Source organism: Dyadobacter ginsengisoli DSM 21015 (assembly GCF_059568735.1).
Genome location: NZ_JCANTY010000001.1, coordinates 644,275 through 661,104, shown reverse-complemented (window position 1 = coordinate 661,104; position 16,830 = coordinate 644,275). Strand labels below are relative to the sequence as shown.

The following is a 16,830-nucleotide window of genomic DNA, read 5'->3' as shown; positions in this document are numbered from 1 at the left end:
TCAGGAAATGCCCGCGGCGGTTTTTAATGCGGTTACGATCGCATTGGAAGTGAGTTTGATTTTATATGCATTATGTTCCCCCGGCTGCGCGTAAAACACCGCATGCTCTGCCGCCTGCCTGAACAATTCTTCCGACGCCAGTTTTCCTCTTATCATAAGCTCAACTCCCAATAAACGCCAGGGTTTATGTGCGACGCCGCCCAATGCAATCCGCGAATCCTGGATCTGGCCATTGACGATCTTCAGTCCTACCCCTACCGATACGAGCGCGAAAGCATAAGAAGCCCGGTCGCGCACCTTCAAATAATAGGTCTGCTCCAGTACATTGTCTATGACCTCGACAGCGGTTACCAGCTCTCCCTGTTCAAGTTCCGTATCGATTTCCGGATGGTCACCAGCCATCCGATGAAAAGTACGCATCGGAACCTTTCGCTCTCCGTTTCGGCCAGCGACAACCACCACTGCATCCAAAGCGGCCAATGCTACGCACATATCGCTAGGGTGTACGGCTATGCAGGAAGGAGATTCATTGCTGCCGAAAAAAATTGCGTGGGTACGATCAATGCCGCCAACCGCTCCGCAGCCCGAACCCGGCTGCCGTTTGTTGCAAGGTAATGCGAGGTCGTAGAAATAGCTGCAACGCGTACGTTGCAAGAGGTTCCCGCCTATCGTCGCCATATTGCGCAGCTGCCCGGATGCCCCTGCCAACAATGCCTGCGCCAGAAGCGGCTGCCGGGTTGCCACGAGCCTGTTTTGTGCCACATCGCTGTTTAAAGCCAATGCACCGATGCGTAACCGGTCTGTCTGGTGTTCTATTTTCTTTAAGGGAAGGTGATTGATATCGATGAGCGTTCCGGGTGTGGTAATACCCCGCTTCATGAGGTCGATCAGGTTCGTACCTCCCGCGATATATTGCGCGTCTGGCTCGGAAGCGGCCATTTGGATTGCCTCCTGCACACTTTTGGGACGCAGATACTGAAATGGCTTCATACCTTCGCTCCTTTCTGTTTAACGTCCAGGATCGCATCGACGATGTTCGGGTAGGCACCGCAGCGGCACAAGTTGCCGCTCATGTATTCACGGACGTCGTCCGCATTTCCCGCATGGCCTTCACGGATGCAGGAAATGCCCGACATCAGCTGCCCCGGTGTGCAGTATCCGCATTGAAACCCATCATGTTTGATAAAGGCTTCCTGCAACGGATGCAGTTGCTCCCCATTGGCCAGCCCTTCCACGGTTGTGATCTTCCTGCCGTGCTGCATCACCGCAAATGTGAGGCACGATAATGTCCTGCGCCCGTCGACATGGACCGTACAGGCGCCGCATTGCCCGAAATCGCAACCCTTTTTCGTACCTGTCAGGTCAAGGTTTTCGCGGAGCAGGTCCAGCAGGGTAACCCGGGGATCGATAGTAAGCTGTTTGCGTTTTCCGTTAATTGTCAGCGCTAACTTTACCTTTTCGGCATTGCCAATGGGCACCTCTTCGTGTCCGAATGTAGTTTGTAACAACCCCGGCGGTGCGATCGAAAGTCCGGCGATCGCCATGGATTGTTTCAGAAAAAAACGACGGTCTTCATGGGCAGCGTCAGACGACGGTTCTTGATCGTCAGGAGTCATGCGTGCAGGAGTTTCGGTGAATATGGTGGTAAAAGCGATTTTACGACCAAGTTTACCGGTTGAACGCAGCGGGGTGTCGGCAAAATCGAAGTAATCTGTAATTCCAAAAAAAGCCGTCGGGCATGCGACAACAATACATTGCTGTTACATACCCGACGGATTTCCTAAAATATCCGGCACCATGATTGTTACCGATGTCGCATCGCTAAGCGATTTTCACGGTTCTATGAGACTTACTTGAAATCGGCCGCATTCCATACTTTGGATTTGCCTGCGGTGATCTCAGCGTCGACCGTTCTGCTACCGTATTTCAAAACACGCTTTTGCGTGATACCGGACGTTAGCGTCACCGACTTCAGTTTCCCATTCTCCCAAACCTCATCCACCGTCACATTGCCGCGGGCTTTCAAACCTTTGACCGAACCGGCCGGCCAGACGTCTGGTAATGCAGGGAGCAGTTCGATCACGCCAGCCTGCGATTGCAGCAGCATTTCGGCCACACCTGCTGTGGAGCCCATGTTACCATCGAGCTGAAAGGGCGGGTGTGCGCAGAGGAGGTTGGCATAGGACCCACCACCGTCGGCCATGTTGGTACCCTGGTCGGCGACGGGCCGTAATACGCTTTTGAAGAGTTTATGAGCCCGGTTGCCATCCTGCAAACGCGCCCAGAAATTGACCTTCCAGGCAAGCGACCAGCCCGTACCGTCGTCACCACGGGCATTCAAACTGACGCGGGCCGCTTCTGCTTCCGCCGGGGTTTGGGTGATCGAAATCTGCTTGCCCGGGTGCAATGCGTACAGGTGCGACACGTGGCGGTGATGATTGGTGGAATCGTCCACATCTTCGCGCCATTCCTGCAACTGTTTCCAGCGACCAATCTGCAAGGGCAATATCTTATCGCGTGTAGCACGCGCTTTTTGTGCGAAATCGGCATCTATACCCAGAACAGCCGCAGCTTCGGCGGTGTTGTTGAGCACGTCCCAGGCCATTTCGTGGTCCATGGTCGCGCCGGTGGAAATGCCGCCGTGTTCAGGAGAATAGGAAGGTGAGGATACCAAACGGCCCTTTCCATCATTAGTCAGGTAATCCATCCAAAACTCGGAAGCCTCCTTCATAACCGGGTATGCTGTATTTTTTAGGAATGTTTTGTCCTGGGTAAATGCATAATGCTCCCACAAATGCTGGCAAAGCCATGCCGCGCCTCCCGGGAAAAAACCCCACGGGAAATCCCAGCCCGGCGAAGTGTAGCCGTACGCATTCAGCATGGTATTGACGATCCAGCCTTTCGCATTGAAAAATTCCCTGGCAGCGAGCCTGCCCGGCTCCACAATCGATTGCGTGAAATCCATCAAAGGCAAATGACATTCCGAAAGATTGGTCACCTCGGCCGGCCAGTAAAGCATCTGCACGTTGATATTGGTGTGATAATCGTTCGCCCAGGGCGGATTGGTGCTGTCGTTCCATTTGCCTTGCAGGCTCATCGGCATGGTGCCCGGGCGGGTGGACGAGATCATCAGGTAGCGGCCGTACTGGAAGTACAATTCTTCCAATGCATTGTCGGCCTGGCCCTTGGCATATGCGCGCTGACGCTGGTCGGTGGGGATATTTTGTGGCTGCGCTCCACCGAGGTTCAGTGCCACCCGATCGAAAAGGCTGTGGTAATCCCTTTGCTGCTCAGCGAATAATGCGGCATAGATCTTGCCGGCTATTTTGGCCATTGTCGCCGCATTGGCTTTTTTGTAATCGTGGCCCTTGTAATCCGGAAACTTCATCACATAGTCCGTCGCTACGGTATGGATCAGGACAACGGATTTTGCCTGTGTGACGGTCAGCACGCCATTGCTGAATGCCGTTTTGCCATCGGTATCAATGCGGTAGACGGTTTCAAACTCCTGGTGGTTGTCTTTCAGGTGACCGCCAAAAGTGTACTGCTTTTTGTCAAACCGCTCATAATCTTTCTGATGCGGCGTTTCAAAACGCACGGAGTATGTTTCGGGGGTTGAGGAGCTAAATTTGTAAACCATCACCCTGGAAGGATAATTTCCAAAAAATATCCTTTCAAAATGGCTGCCGCCGGCGTCGTAAGTTACTTTGCCGGTTGCATCCGAGATGTTCAGCTCGCGGCGATAATTTTCAGCTGCTCCTTTGGAGGAAACTTTTACGTAGATATCACCCACCGTTTGTTGTGCGCCAAAATCGCTGGATGGCGTGTTCTCCTTTTTTTCATGGATAACACCCGTCAGTTCCTTGTTGGCGAGCTCATGCGCCTCCTTCATTTTACCGGCCGCAAGCAACTCCCGCACCTTCGGCAGATATTGATGCGCATTCTTTTTCAAACCAAAATTATAAGCCTCGTTGGCACCCTTACCCCCAGCCCAAAGACTGCCTTCCGAGAATTGCAGGCGCTCTTCCGACGGACCACCAAAAAACATCATCCCTACATGGCCATTGCCGACCGGCAACGCCTGGGTCATCCATTCTTTGGCCGGGCTATCGTACCAAAGCACCAGTGGTCTGGCGTTTTTCTGGCCGATTGACGGAGAAGTAACAATGAGGAGCATTAGTAAAATGAGTCTGGAAAAAGGCTTCATCATATCGGTTTTGTAAATAATGGTAAAATTAGGGGCGGCAATTGAATAAAAAAACGAGGCATGAACCGGCCGGCTGTCACCTATTCTATTGCGAGTTGGGTAGTGCCCGTGATTTTCAATTGACTGACCGGCATGTTTTCAAGCTTCACATTTTTGCCTAATACTTCTCCCGAGAGTTTCAGATTACTGATCTCCACATCCGAGCAGCCATTGAAATAAAACATCCGTTTGTGTTCCGTCTGCGGGCTTAACGCCTGTGTCCGGACCACCGTATTGTCTTTAAACATAAGCCCCTGCGTGCTTTTGGCATATAAAACCGGGTAGTCGAATGTTCGGAAGACATTGTTTTCAATGCGGATATTGAAATGTACGGGCTGCTTCACATCGGCGACTTTGTTGGACGGATGAATGGCGATGACCGCATTGCCCGGGCCGCCCTGATAGGCACAGTCGATAAACTCGTTGTTCCGGATCGTCACATCACGCACCGGCCCCGACTCATACCAACCCTCCGCATCTGCTTCGATGAGCACAGCGCTCATGCCCGTCCGGAAGAACACATTGTTTTCGACAATGGCTTTACGCGGGGTTGTGAGCAGCAGGCCACGGGTATTGGTACGGGTGAAATGGTTGCCGCGAATAAGCACTTCCGGCGTCCAGGTCATGTTCTCCACGCAATCGTGGTCTTCCAGCCCGGCGGGTACCGGCTTTTCAAATGTCAGCATCACCTCACGATCGGTTACGCGCTCGACGGATTTCACCCGGCCATTGGCAAACCGCTGCATGGTAGCCGCATGAACGAATGCGACCGTGTCACCCGCAAAAAAAGCATTGAAACCATAGCTCTGTCCGTGCATAAAACGCACCCTGAGCCGGTTGGCGTCCGGTTTTGCTACAATCCTCAGATTGGTGCCATGTACATTAATGGGATCATCGTGCGCGCCGGAGAAACGGCAATCTTCCACAGTAACTTTTCCCCGGCAACCCGAGAAGTGCATAAAATCTGCAGACGAAGCGACGATCCTCCCCGTTTCGGCCCGAGGCGCGCAGGTTACCCTTCGCATGGTGACATTCTCGGTGTACTGGCTCACAATGCCCAGTCCGTGCATATAATGCATACCTACGTCCTGCAATGTCACATTTTTGCTTTCCAGGATCAGCATGCCTACCTGGTCGCGGATAATATCGCGGACGGTGAGCACATTGCCTTGTTTGGGTTTGAAGTTTTTGGGTGTTTCAAAACGGACCCGGTAAGGTGCAATTTCCGTCGCTTTGCTGTTGTTGAAAGTTTTCCAATCACTGTACCGCATGGTTTTCAGTGTCGTATCAAACTCGACGGCGTGGAAATGCGTCGTTTTCCAGCCTTCTCCAAACCATTCCAGGCGCCCGTCGCGAATAGCATAGCGGGCGTCGCGGTGAATGTCCAGTTCAACAGATCCGTCCGAAACACGCGCATACCGCATTTCCGACATGCTCGGACGTTCGAAATCGACGTGGATGTTTTGCAAAGTCACATTTTCACACCCGTCCAGCAGGATCGTCGTCATTTTGCCATGGAAAACAAATAGCGCGCCATTCCCTTCCAAAGTCAGGTTACGGGCGTTTTTGAAAAGCATGCCGATCGTCCTGATTTTAAGCGAATCCTCCGCCTCCGTGGCAGTATTGGAAATAAAATACCGGGCCCGAATGGCGCCATCCGGCCAGAAATCATACCGGCCTTTGGGAAACACCAAAGTTTTCTGCCCGCCCCGGATCGCTTCGTCGATCAATTTCTGGACGCGGGCGGTCACATTCTCGTAAGTATCGGCGCGAATGCCGGCGTCGGCAACGGAAATGCTTTGAGAGCGGGAAAAAGTAGATAGCAGGATGCCGGTGAGCAGCAGGAAATAAAATCGGACCGGAAAGGACATGGGTTAGGAACAGTTGAACGAAAATGCAAATTAGGTCAAAATTGAAACACTTTCTGCAAAAAAGAAGCCTATCGCCGTTCTCACGGTGAGATACCGCGGAACAACGACAGGCTTTTTTAAAGCGCAACAACCTCAGTAAGCGTGCGGATGGTAGGTATTGACCACCCGGCCATCGGCAAAGAGTTCCAGCACCGCGAAACCGGGAGGTGTTTCCTGGTAATAATAAGGTGCAACCGACTCGGCATCTCCTTTCCCCCACCAGAAACCGCTCATAGCACCATTACAGCAATATTGCACGCCATTATATTCGGTATGGTCCTGCAAATGCTGGTGCCCGCTCAGGCAGATCCGCACTTTGCCGCGGTGTTTGTAAAACAGATTTTTCAATTTCTTGTAATCCGAATGCCCGCCGCCACCCGCAAGCATCGGCGTTGTGCCCAGGATGGGGTAATGCGACATCAGGAGCACGAAAGTACCCGGTGCAAGCTTAGCCAGGTCCGCTTCGAGCCATTGGTACTGCTCGTCATCGAGCGCGGTATGGTCGTTGTTGCCGTCCAGGATCACGAAGTGCCAGTTCTTTTTGGTAAAACTATAATAGCGCCCCGGTGTTTTGAGCCGCTTCACCACATAATTCTTGCCATACATTTCATCGTCTCTGGAAGGGGCCGCCCACCAGGGATCGTGGTTCCCGATGCAGCTATGGATCTCGTAACCTTTGAGGTTCGCCGTGCATTCGTCCCAAAGCTTCCAGTAACCAAGCATGGTTTCGCGGGTAACGTCTTTATAGTCGGCCGCGTGAATGGAATCCCCGCCATTGAGGAAGAAATTGGGTTTGTGTTTCAAAACGTCGGCAAGGCACTTTTTGAAACGGTTCGGCGCGTCGTCGCCTTCGCGGATGTGCACGTCGGTGATGTGCGCGATTTTCAGTACCGGCTTATCGGCAACAAGCCCGGACTTTGCAGCCGGGCCTGTCAGCGAAGCAGCCGTCAATAGTCCGGTATCCCGGATCCAGGAACGTCTGTTCATTGTATTGGTATTCAAATTTTAAATTAATTCCATCCAAACAGCTGCTTCAATTTCGGGTTCAGCAGCATTTCCTTCTGCGGGATCGGGCGGTAATAGTACTTGGGATCCTCGAATTTGCGCACAGCCGTTTCGGTCACCATGGTCCCGCCTCCGGTGCCGTTTTTGAGATACACCGTCACGTCCTCACCAATGGCTCCTGCGCGGTAATAGATCAATGCAACACCCAGCTTGTTCTTTTCCTTATCCTTTTCGTCAGGAATCGTCTTGCTCTTGTCGATCAGGATAATATCTTCAACACCGTCGCCGGTCATGTCGTATTTACCCAGCCCGGCAAAATACATTCCTTCCGGGATCCTGGTAAGCAGCTTACCTGCCTGCCAGCGCATCACATCGTTGAACCGCAAATTTTCGAATGCAAATTCCACACGTCTTTCACGGCGTATTTCGAGGATCACTCCGCGGTTTGCGCCGGTCACGTTGGGATATTTCTCTGCCAGAAAAGCGTCGGGTTTCGCATTGGCCGCTGCCAGTTGCAAATCGGGCAAGCCCACCCGCTTACGCAGCAGGTTTACCGATTTTCCCAGGTCTTCCTGCGTAAGCGTCCCGAGTTCGGCCTTCGCTTCCGCGTTGGTCAGCAACACCTCTGCATAACGGTACACCGGGAAATCGGCACCATTGAGCGTATTGTTGTCGGTCGTATTCATATAACCCTTCAACTGGTGGTAACCGGTGAAGTTCTTGTTCAAACGCTGAATGTACGGCGCCGCATCCGGCACCCGCACCCAGCCCGGGTACACAAGCGTCTGACCCAGGCGCGGGTCGCGGTTTTCAAATTCCTTTACGAAGCCGAATTGCTGGTAACCCTGAATATCCGTAAAGCGCGAACCGTCTTTCATCAGGTAGGTTTGCACCAGGTCGCGCGAGGGTGCCTGCTCGTAGTCGCCGAAAACGGTGCTGTTGACGTTACCTCCTGCCTGTTTTCCCTGATCGTAGGCATTAAGTAAAATCACCTCCTTGTTTTGAGTCAGGTCCTGGCTGTTGAACAGCGCGGCATAATCGGCATTGGGTTTACCCGTATTGTGGATCGCGAATTTCCCGGAAGCAATAATGTCCGCCGATACGCCCGCTGCCGTTTCCAGAAACTTGCCGGCTGTCGCCTGTAAGTTGAGTTCGGGATGATATTTACGATAAGTGCCTTCAAAAAGAGCCGTACGCGCATATTGGGCCATCACCGCCCATTTGCCTGGTGTCCCTGTGGGCACCAGCTCTTCGTCCCTGACATTCGCCGCCGCATAGGCAAGATCGGCCATGACGCTATCCATGACGGTCGCACGCGGGTCCTGCGGTTTGTAGAGGTCCGTGTTATCAGGGCTCAATGTCTTTGAAAACCAGGGTACATCCGAAAAGCGCGCAACTTTATCCAGGTAAAACTGCGCCCGGTAATACCGCGCCAGACCGGCATAATGTGCTTTTATATCGGCAGCTACCTGCGCTTTCTGGTAATTGTCGAGGAAATAGTTGATGTTCCGCAGCCGGCTCCAGTCCCAGCCGCCGGTGATCGTCTGCGAGCTTGGCGAGCCCGTCATAATCACCTTCATTTCTACCGCGCCGGTGGTGGTCGCGTTGTCGGTAGCCTGGTCATTGAGGTAGGAACCTGCACCAGGCATACTCAGCAACCCGTTAATGTACAGCGACAGGTCTTGCTCGTTGTTAAAAAATACTTCCGGGGAAATCCTGGTCTGCGAATATTTGTCCAGAAAGTCGTCGTTGCATGCACTGGCCCCGATGAGCAGCGACAGTAGTAAAATATGTTTTTTCATTGTAATACGGATTAAGGTATAGATCAGAACTCGACGTTGACACCGAATGCGAATTTGCGCTGGAACGGATAAGAAAAGCCTTTCGAACTTTTGAATGTATCACTACCCGTGATCACTTCCGGATCGAAGTACTTTTTGAGCTGCGAGAACTCGAAGATGTTCTCCCCGCTCGCAAACACCCGCACCCGACCAATATTGCGCTTTTGGAGCAACGAGGCAGGCAGGGAATAGCCGATGGTCAGGTTTTTCACACGCAGGTAAGCGGCACTCAGCAGGTACTTGGTCTGCGGAATGTCGAGGCCCGCTCCAAAGTTGTTATCCGCCAGCCACGATTGCAGCACTGGTAAGCTTGCATCGGTATTGGCATCCGCGAGACCGGCATCGATGTAGGATTTCGAATGCTTCGCACGCTGCTGCTCCGAGTCGGCCTGGCCGCGGTAGTAATCCAGGTTCCAGGGATAAACATTGGCATAAGGCTGTTGGTAGGGTCCCCAATAAAGGTAATGTTGCGGGTAATAATCGCCTTTTAAAACACCTTGCAGCACGGCCGAGAAGTCAAATCCGTTCCAGTCGGCGCTTAGGTTGAAACCGATGCGCAAGCGTGGCGTAGTATTTCCGATGACCGATAAGTCTTTCGGGTCTTTTGCCGACAGCCCGCGCGTGATGCGTCCGTCGCCGTCAAGATCTTTGTATTTCGGCCAGCCAGGGACAATTTCAAGCGCTCCCCAGGGAACAATGTCGTTTTCGTTCAGCTTCGCGATCTCGTCCGTGTTCTTGAAAAGGCCATCGTTGGTAAGCCCCCAGACCTCGCCGACCTCCTGACCTTTGCGGTAATTCGCGGAAAACGATTCCTGGTCGTTCTTGAAACGCGTAATAAAAGAGCGGGAGTCGGACAGGATCAGTTTTGCATTGAGATTCAATGGTTTCGCACCGACGGTGTAGGAATCGTTGAAGCCCAGTGTAAGTTCCCAGCCCTTGGTTTGCAGGTCGGCCGCATTTTGCTTGGGGACCACGGTTCCGAGCGTACCGGGCAACTCCTGTCCACCCGTAAGCATGTCTTTGGTATTACGGATATAGTAATCGAAGCCCAGTGTCACACGATCTTTCAGCACACCCAGATCAGCCCCGAAATTCAGGGTCGATACGCGCTCCCAGGTATAGTTGGCAGGATCGATATTCAGCTGAGGTGCCCCTGCAATGACAGGCTGCCTTTCGCCATCGATCAGGTAGCCCGACAGTCCAGTAGGCAAAACCTGACGGAATCCGTAGTAGGCCACATTCTGGTTGCCGAGGTCACCATACGAGGCCCGCAATTTCAAGGTCGGGAAGAACGGCATCGCATTTTTTACAAAAGACTCGGAACTTGCGATCCACGCGCCCGATATCGACGGGAAAAAGCCCCAGCGATTGCTGGACGGGAACCGGGAAGAGCCATCGTAGCGACCATTCGCCTCGATAATATAGCGGTCTTTGAAAGTATAGTTGATCCGGCCGAAATAGCTGCGCGTCGCATAGCTGCTATCTCCGCCGAAAGCCGTTGCACTACCGCTGGTGATGCTGAGATACGGCAAGGTGGGCGAGATCACACCCGTTTTGCGCGCCTGGGTCGTGTTGTAGCCGTAGGATTCCTGGTTATATCCGGCCAAAAGGTTGATCCGGTGCGATCCCAGGGTTTTGGTATAATTTCCGAACAGGTCGAGCACATTATTGACCAGCGTACCACTTTTGTCCATCACGTAGCCTGTACCGACGCTTTTCCTGACGTCCCCCGGGCCATAACCGATCTCGTAGACGAGGGCATCTTCGTGGTACTTCCACTGCTCGCGCTTGAAACTCGCCGACCCTGTCACTTGCAGGTCGCCATTCAGCGCGGTTACGATACCACGGAAAATGTTCTGAAAACCAAACATATCCTCGCCCTTTTTACCACCGTCGGTGAGGCGTCCCGCGAGATTACCCGCGGCTGTGTTCGCCCAGGTACCATCCGGGTTGACCGCTACCTGCGTGGGCTGCAAATAGTAAATATCCGTAATGTCGGCTGTGGGCACAGCGCGTTCGGTGCGGTAAATGGAGAGGTTATTATCCAGTTTCAACCATTTCAAAGGTGCAAAATCGAGTCTTGCGCGGGAAGAGTAACGGTTCCAGTAGTCGTCGGTAAGTTTGTTCAGCCCGCCCTCCCGGTTATAATCAGCTGAAATGTAGTAGCCTACTGTGCGTTCGTTGGCCGTTTTGGCACTGCCTGTAAATGCGATGCTGTGGTTTTGGGAAAAGCTTCTTTTGTTGAAAAAGTAGTCGTACCAGTTGTTGTTGCCCATGTAGGCCCATTTGGTGGGATCGCTCGGGTCAATGCGCGTGTCGGGCACGGAAGGATCGTCGGAGCGCTGCTTGGCCCAGGCATAATATTCATCCGAATAGTTGACATAATCCCAGGGCGTATTGTCCGTCGAAGTTTCCAATACCCGGGAATAAATATAAGGATCGGTTACCGGCTTGGGCAGCACTGTAGGCTGTCCCCAGGAGAAGAAGTTGTTATAGGTAATGGACTGTTTACCCCTTCCCCCCTGCTTGGTCGTGATCAGCACCACACCAAATGCAGCACGTGCACCGTAAATGGCCGCCGAAGCCGCATCGCGCAGCACCGAGAAGGTGGCGATATCGGAAGGGTTCAGGCGGAGCAGATCCTGGCTGCTCGCCGCCGCGATGCCATCGATCACAAACAGCGGCTCACCGCCATTGATGGAGGTAAAGCCGCGGATGTTGAAGTTAGGGACGGTCCCGGGCGTGCCGCTCTGATACGTAATGTTTAGTCCGGGGCTTACACCCTGCAGGCCCTGCATCACGTTAGCGACCGGCCGTGCTTCGAACTGCTTGCCGGAGATCTGGTCCACGGCACCGGTGATATTCACCTTTTTCTCCGTGCCATAACCGATCACCACCACTTCTTCGAGATTGCCCAGGTCGGCCTGCATCGTCACGAAGATCTCGCTTCTTCCTTTAACAAGCTCTTCCTGCGTTTTGTAGCCGATGTAAGAGAAAACGAGGACGTCGTTACCGGAAACACCATCGATCTTGTACTGGCCGTTCTGATCGGTGATGGTCCCTTTCTGGGAGCCTTTGATCACCACATTCACACCCGGCAGGAGATCCTTGCCGTCGGTCACGGTTCCGGAGATTTTACCGTGAGCTCCGGCGTTGAGGGTCGTTTGCGCGGATGCGGGTATCACGCAGCCGAGCGCAAAAATCACCACCATTCGCAGGCTTTGCAGCAGCCTTGCGCAATAAGGTTTAGGTACACTTTTCATCATCAATAATATTTACGTTTAATGATCTTTTGGGCCATTTTCGGAATGCAAATGTCCTAATCAAAAGTTACGCTAATATTAAAAAATAGTTACCTGATTGTGATCATAAATTGAATGAATGTTCAATTAATTTTTAAACAATCGCCAAACTTCCGTATTCCGCAAAAATCCGTATATTGGCAATCCGTTATACCCCGGATCAGCATGGGCAGAAAGAGTCTTAAAGAAGTAAGGAAGAAGGAGATCATTAAAGTATTTTACAACCTGGCCAGGAAGAATGGCCTGGAGAATACCTCCATTGCCAAGATCGCGGCGAAAATGGAAATAAACCCCAGCCTCATTATCCACTATTTCCAGACGCGGGAAGATCTGGTGTACGGGCTGATAGATTATATCCTCGACAAGTACAAACTGATCTATAAGGTCAGCGCAGCCAATGCCGACGACCCCAAAAAGGCGCTACTGGAGATCATCAGCAATATTTTCTCCAAAAAATGGAATGCACTGTTCGACGACGGGCTGTTTTATGGATGCTATGCCATGACATTCCACGACCCCAAAGTGCGGGACCTTTATAAAAAGCTGCTGGATTCGCTCAGGGAACTGCTGACCGGGCATATTGAGCAATGCAGGCAGGATGGCGTACTGGATGTCGAAGATGTGGAAACGGCGGCAGACAATATCTTCGTCCTCATCGACGGGGCTTACTTTTACCTGAGCCTCGTTTCCGACAAGCAGGAATACGAGGTGCGACTGGGCAAATACCGGCAGCAGGCATTATCGATCCTCCGCCTGACAGAAACCTCAGTGATTGCGGAATGACCTCCGGGCCAGTTTCCGGATCACGGCACCCATCCCGATCATCAGCCAGATCACATTGACGGCGACATTAGGCTTATCGCCATATTCGAGCGAGTAGGCGATTAGGCTGGCCGCGCCTACCATGTTCAGCAAATGGAAGGGATATCCGCTTGGCTTCAATACGCCGATCGTCAGCAACAAATAGGCGAGTACATAGGATGCAACCCCGACCCATCCGGTTATTTCAAGCAAAAATGTTGCGTCCATCGTATTCAGATTTTAGTTTTCAGCCTGCTCAGAGTTTCCTGCGAAATATTGAGGTAAGATGCGATGAGTTTGTTGGGCAACCTTTGTACCACCTTCGGGCTCTGTTCAAGCAGCTGCCGGTACCGTTCCCGTGCATCGAGGGTAATGAACGACATCAGACGCCGGGTATTGATCACATAGGCATGTTCGAGGTAATTCCGGTAAAACCGATCCCAACCCGGCACGACGGTCATTAAATGGTAGAAGTCTTTATGGGTAATGCAGAGCACCTCCGTTTTTTCGACGGCCTGGATGTATTCCGCTGAAGGTTCTTCGCTGATAAAGCTCACGAGTGCCGTAGCGAACTGGTTTTCAAAGGCCAGGTATCGGGTAGCCTCCTGTCCTTCCGCGTTGTTGAAGTAAACCCTTAAACAGCCCTTGCCAACGAAGAATGTCCGCTGGCTGGGCTCGCCTTGTCGTAGCAGCAGCTCATTCTTGGCCAGTTTCAGCGGTTTGAAATAGCAAAGGATGGTCTGCAGGTCGTCGGCTCCGATGTCAATCTGGTTCTGAATATAGCGTGCAAGCTGGTCGTACATATGCGGCAAAAAATTGGAACCGCTAAATTAAGACTTTGAGGCTACTTTCTCAGCCAGTTTGCGTGCATTGGGAATGATCAGGAAAGCAGCCGCATACGCGACCGGCAGCATGACGCTCCATGCTTTGAGGAATTTTAAAAACCAGTCTTCCCCGAAACCATAGTTACGCATGAGCCCGACAAATGCCATAATGAGTGTCATGGGTATGACGACGAAGAGGGTGTTGATGTACTTGAAATGTTTCTTCTTCATGAAGTAGTATTTAGATAAATGATTTTGCAAAGCTCCTACGACCAGACCTCGCAAACATTGACCTAAGTCAAAAAAAAGCAAACCACCCTTTATTCGCCATTTTTGAAGAAAAACCAAATAAAATCACCCAAATTCACAGATTTGCGGAATTACTGACAGAAATAAGTTAATATCGGTAAAAAAGCCGCTAATTCACATCAAGTTTTTGGTTTTCCGACCCGCTAATTTTACAAATACATAATATCCCCGAAACCGATAGGATACTGCCGCACATCATGCAGCAGACAGCTCTATAGTGCCCGGGAATATTTCGTAAATACCACATAATCAGCAATGAAAAACCTGAAACTGGCCTTTAGTAAACGATTCTACCCTTACACCCTTGCTGCGGCATGCCTGGGAATGCCCGCGCAGGCCCAGAGATCATTGCCCGCTTACCATCCTGCTCCTGCCGAGATTGCAGCTTCCTATAAAAGGATGGCACTCATGGACTCGCTGACCAAAGGAAGTGTGCTCAAAGCTTCGGTGCAGCCCAACTGGCTGGCCGACGGACAATCGTTCTGGTACCGGAATGTACTAAAGGACAGTTTAACCGAATATCTGATCGTCCGGCCCGGCGAAAGCAAAAGAATGCCCTTATTCGATAATGCCCGGGTGGCCGCTGCATTAACAAAAGCATACGATTCGACATTTTCGGCAACAAAACTTTGGATCCAGGAAATCCATCCGGATCCTGAAAAGCATGCACTGATCCTGCAAACCAAAGGCAAATGGTTCTCTTACGACACGGAAACCCATACGGCTCAAAAGATCGACAAGCCCAACCTGCCCAAACCCAAAGAAACCGGCTGGACCAAACAACTCAGCCGCTGGGGGCGTTTCCGGGCCGACAGCGTTTCACCCGACAAGCAGACGAAGGCATTTGTAAGAAATGGCAATATTTATTTAGGTAAAAAAGATGGAAGAGAAGGCAAGCAACTGACTTACGACGGCAATCCGCTCAAACCTTATGGCGAGATCAGCTGGTCGCCCGACGGCCGCTACATCGTTTGCTACCGCATTGATCCGCGGGACGAGCGCCAGGTCAGCATTATTTTTTCATCATTACCCAATACCACGCGCGGAGAGGTAAAAACGAGGGGTTATGCACAGCCCGGCGACGAATTCACGAGCTATGAAATGCACGTGATCGATGCGCAGAGCGGCAAGGCCGTGAAGGTTCAATCCGAAGTGATCGACTTTTTTAATGCGCCGGTGATCCGCTGGCGCAAGGGTGACGCGACGCATTTCACCTATGAAAAAGTGGACCGCGGGCACCAGCGCTTCCGGGTAATCGAAGTGGATGCTACTAACGGCGCTACAAAGCATATCATCGACGAAAAGACCGATACATTCATTTACCAGAACATGATTTACACGCATTACCAGCCTGACAATCATGAAATTATATGGGTTTCGGAAAAAGATGGCTGGCGGCACATTTACCTTGTCGACGAGCAGACGGGCAAGATCAAAAATCCGGTTACGAAAGGCGAATGGGTGGTGCGCGACATCGACAGCGTCGATACGCAGAAACGCGAAGTGTGGTTCAAAGCCAGCGGAATGAATGCGAACGAAGACCCCTACCACATTCATTATTACCGCATTAAGTTCGATGGAACAGGCCTGGTGAAACTCACCGACCACGCGAAGGCAACCCACCAGCTCACCTTTTCACCAGATCGCACTTATTACGTAGACACGTACTCGACCATGACGAGCGCGCCGGTGTCCGAGCTGCGCAAAACCATCGACGGCTCCTTAGTGATGAAGCTGGAAACAGCCGATATTTCTCAATACCTCACACTGGGTTTCAAACTTCCCGAGATATTCAAAGCCAAAGGCCGCGACGGCAAGACCGACATCTGGGGCATCGTGTACCGTCCGAGCAACTTCGACCCGAAAAAGAAATATCCGATCGTCGAAAACATTTACGCCGGGCCGCAAGACTCTTTTGTCCCGAAGGCATTCAGGCATTACGGCGAAATGCAGAGTATGGCCGAGCTGGGCTTTATCGTGGTCCAAATGGATGGAATGGGTACTTACAACCGCTCCAAGGCATTCCACGACGTATGCTGGAAGAACCTGGCCGATGCCGGCTTCCCCGACCGCATTGCGTGGATGAAAGCGCTGGCCGAAAAATATCCTCAGGTGGACTCAACCCGGGTAGGCGTGTACGGGACCTCTGCCGGCGGGCAAAACTCGCTGGGTGCATTGCTCTTCCACCCGGGCTTCTACGACGCGGCGGTTTCGGCATGCGGCTGCCACGACAACCGTGTCGACAAGCAATGGTGGAATGAGCAATGGATGGGCTACCCGGTTGAAAAGCATTACGACGAGCAATCGAATGTGACCAATGCGACGAAATTGCAGGGCGACCTGCTGCTGATCGTGGGCGAGGTGGACACCAACGTGCCGCCAGAAAGCACCTACCGCGTAGCTGATGCATTAATCAAAGCGAATAAGGAGTTCGACTTGCTGGTAATACCCGGTATGGGCCACAGCGACGGCGGGCCTTACGGACGGCGGAAGAAAAGGGACTTTTTTGTACAAAAACTTTTAGGTGTAAATCCTCCGAGCAGAAACAGGCAAATCGTCGCCGAGTCAGCGACGCTGGGGCGGTAGTGGGTG

General features: G+C 52.1%; 12 protein-coding genes. 2 read left to right on the top strand and 10 right to left on the bottom strand.

Annotated features, from left to right (window positions below):
* The 7 genes from BP71_RS02155 to BP71_RS02125 all read right to left on the bottom strand — a co-directional run bounded on the left by BP71_RS02155 (position 1) and on the right by BP71_RS02125 (position 12,265).
* Positions 1-990 carry an FAD binding domain-containing protein gene (locus tag BP71_RS02155; RefSeq protein WP_496376118.1) on the bottom strand — a complete coding sequence of 330 codons (990 nt, stop codon included), beginning with the start codon at positions 988-990 and terminating at the stop codon, positions 1-3.
* On the bottom strand, positions 987-1,616 hold the full coding sequence (locus tag BP71_RS02150) for a (2Fe-2S)-binding protein (RefSeq protein ID WP_496376116.1): 630 nt from the start codon (positions 1,614-1,616) through the stop codon (positions 987-989). Before BP71_RS02150 ends, BP71_RS02155 begins: the two co-directional genes overlap by 4 nt.
* 233 nt (positions 1,617-1,849) lie before the next feature.
* A complete protein-coding gene (locus BP71_RS02145) occupies positions 1,850-4,210 on the bottom strand; it encodes a glycoside hydrolase family 95 protein (protein ID WP_496376114.1) in 2,361 nt (786 codons plus the stop codon).
* Positions 4,211-4,287: 77 nt separating this feature from the next.
* Positions 4,288-6,117: a right-handed parallel beta-helix repeat-containing protein gene (locus BP71_RS02140; RefSeq protein ID WP_496376112.1), complete on the bottom strand. Its 1,830-nt coding sequence runs from the start codon at positions 6,115-6,117 to the stop codon at positions 4,288-4,290.
* Positions 6,118-6,249: 132 nt separating this feature from the next.
* Positions 6,250-7,143, bottom strand: a complete 894-nt coding sequence (locus tag BP71_RS02135) for a metallophosphoesterase family protein (protein ID WP_496376110.1) — start codon at positions 7,141-7,143, stop codon at positions 6,250-6,252.
* 23 nt (positions 7,144-7,166) lie between these two features.
* Positions 7,167-8,963 carry a RagB/SusD family nutrient uptake outer membrane protein gene (locus tag BP71_RS02130; RefSeq protein ID WP_496376108.1) on the bottom strand — a complete coding sequence of 599 codons (1,797 nt, stop codon included), beginning with the start codon at positions 8,961-8,963 and terminating at the stop codon, positions 7,167-7,169.
* 23 nt (positions 8,964-8,986) lie between these two features.
* Entirely contained in the window at positions 8,987-12,265 is a 3,279-nt protein-coding gene (locus tag BP71_RS02125; RefSeq protein ID WP_496376106.1) for a SusC/RagA family TonB-linked outer membrane protein, read from the bottom strand.
* A 204-nt stretch (positions 12,266-12,469) separates the two neighbouring features.
* Between BP71_RS02125 and BP71_RS02120 the strand changes: the two genes are divergently transcribed.
* Entirely contained in the window at positions 12,470-13,087 is a 618-nt protein-coding gene (locus tag BP71_RS02120; RefSeq protein ID WP_496376104.1) for a TetR family transcriptional regulator, read from the top strand.
* On the opposite strand, the gene BP71_RS02115 is transcribed toward BP71_RS02120, so the two are convergent.
* From BP71_RS02115 to BP71_RS02105, 3 genes are read right to left on the bottom strand one after another with little or no spacing between them, the layout of a single operon-like run.
* Positions 13,070-13,333 carry a CBU_0592 family membrane protein gene (locus BP71_RS02115; protein WP_496376102.1) on the bottom strand — a complete coding sequence of 88 codons (264 nt, stop codon included), beginning with the start codon at positions 13,331-13,333 and terminating at the stop codon, positions 13,070-13,072. The two genes, BP71_RS02120 and BP71_RS02115, sit on opposite strands and share 18 nt — an antisense overlap.
* Before the next feature lie 5 nt (positions 13,334-13,338).
* On the bottom strand, positions 13,339-13,908 hold the full coding sequence (locus tag BP71_RS02110) for a Crp/Fnr family transcriptional regulator (RefSeq protein ID WP_496376100.1): 570 nt from the start codon (positions 13,906-13,908) through the stop codon (positions 13,339-13,341).
* Positions 13,909-13,935: 27 nt separating this feature from the next.
* On the bottom strand, positions 13,936-14,160 hold the full coding sequence (locus tag BP71_RS02105; protein ID WP_496376098.1) for a DUF2798 domain-containing protein: 225 nt from the start codon (positions 14,158-14,160) through the stop codon (positions 13,936-13,938).
* A 333-nt stretch (positions 14,161-14,493) separates the two neighbouring features.
* Between BP71_RS02105 and BP71_RS02100 the strand changes: the two genes are divergently transcribed.
* Complete coding sequence (locus tag BP71_RS02100) at positions 14,494-16,824, top strand: S9 family peptidase (protein ID WP_496376096.1); 2,331 nt, start codon at positions 14,494-14,496, stop codon at positions 16,822-16,824.
* Positions 16,825-16,830 lie beyond the last annotated feature (6 nt).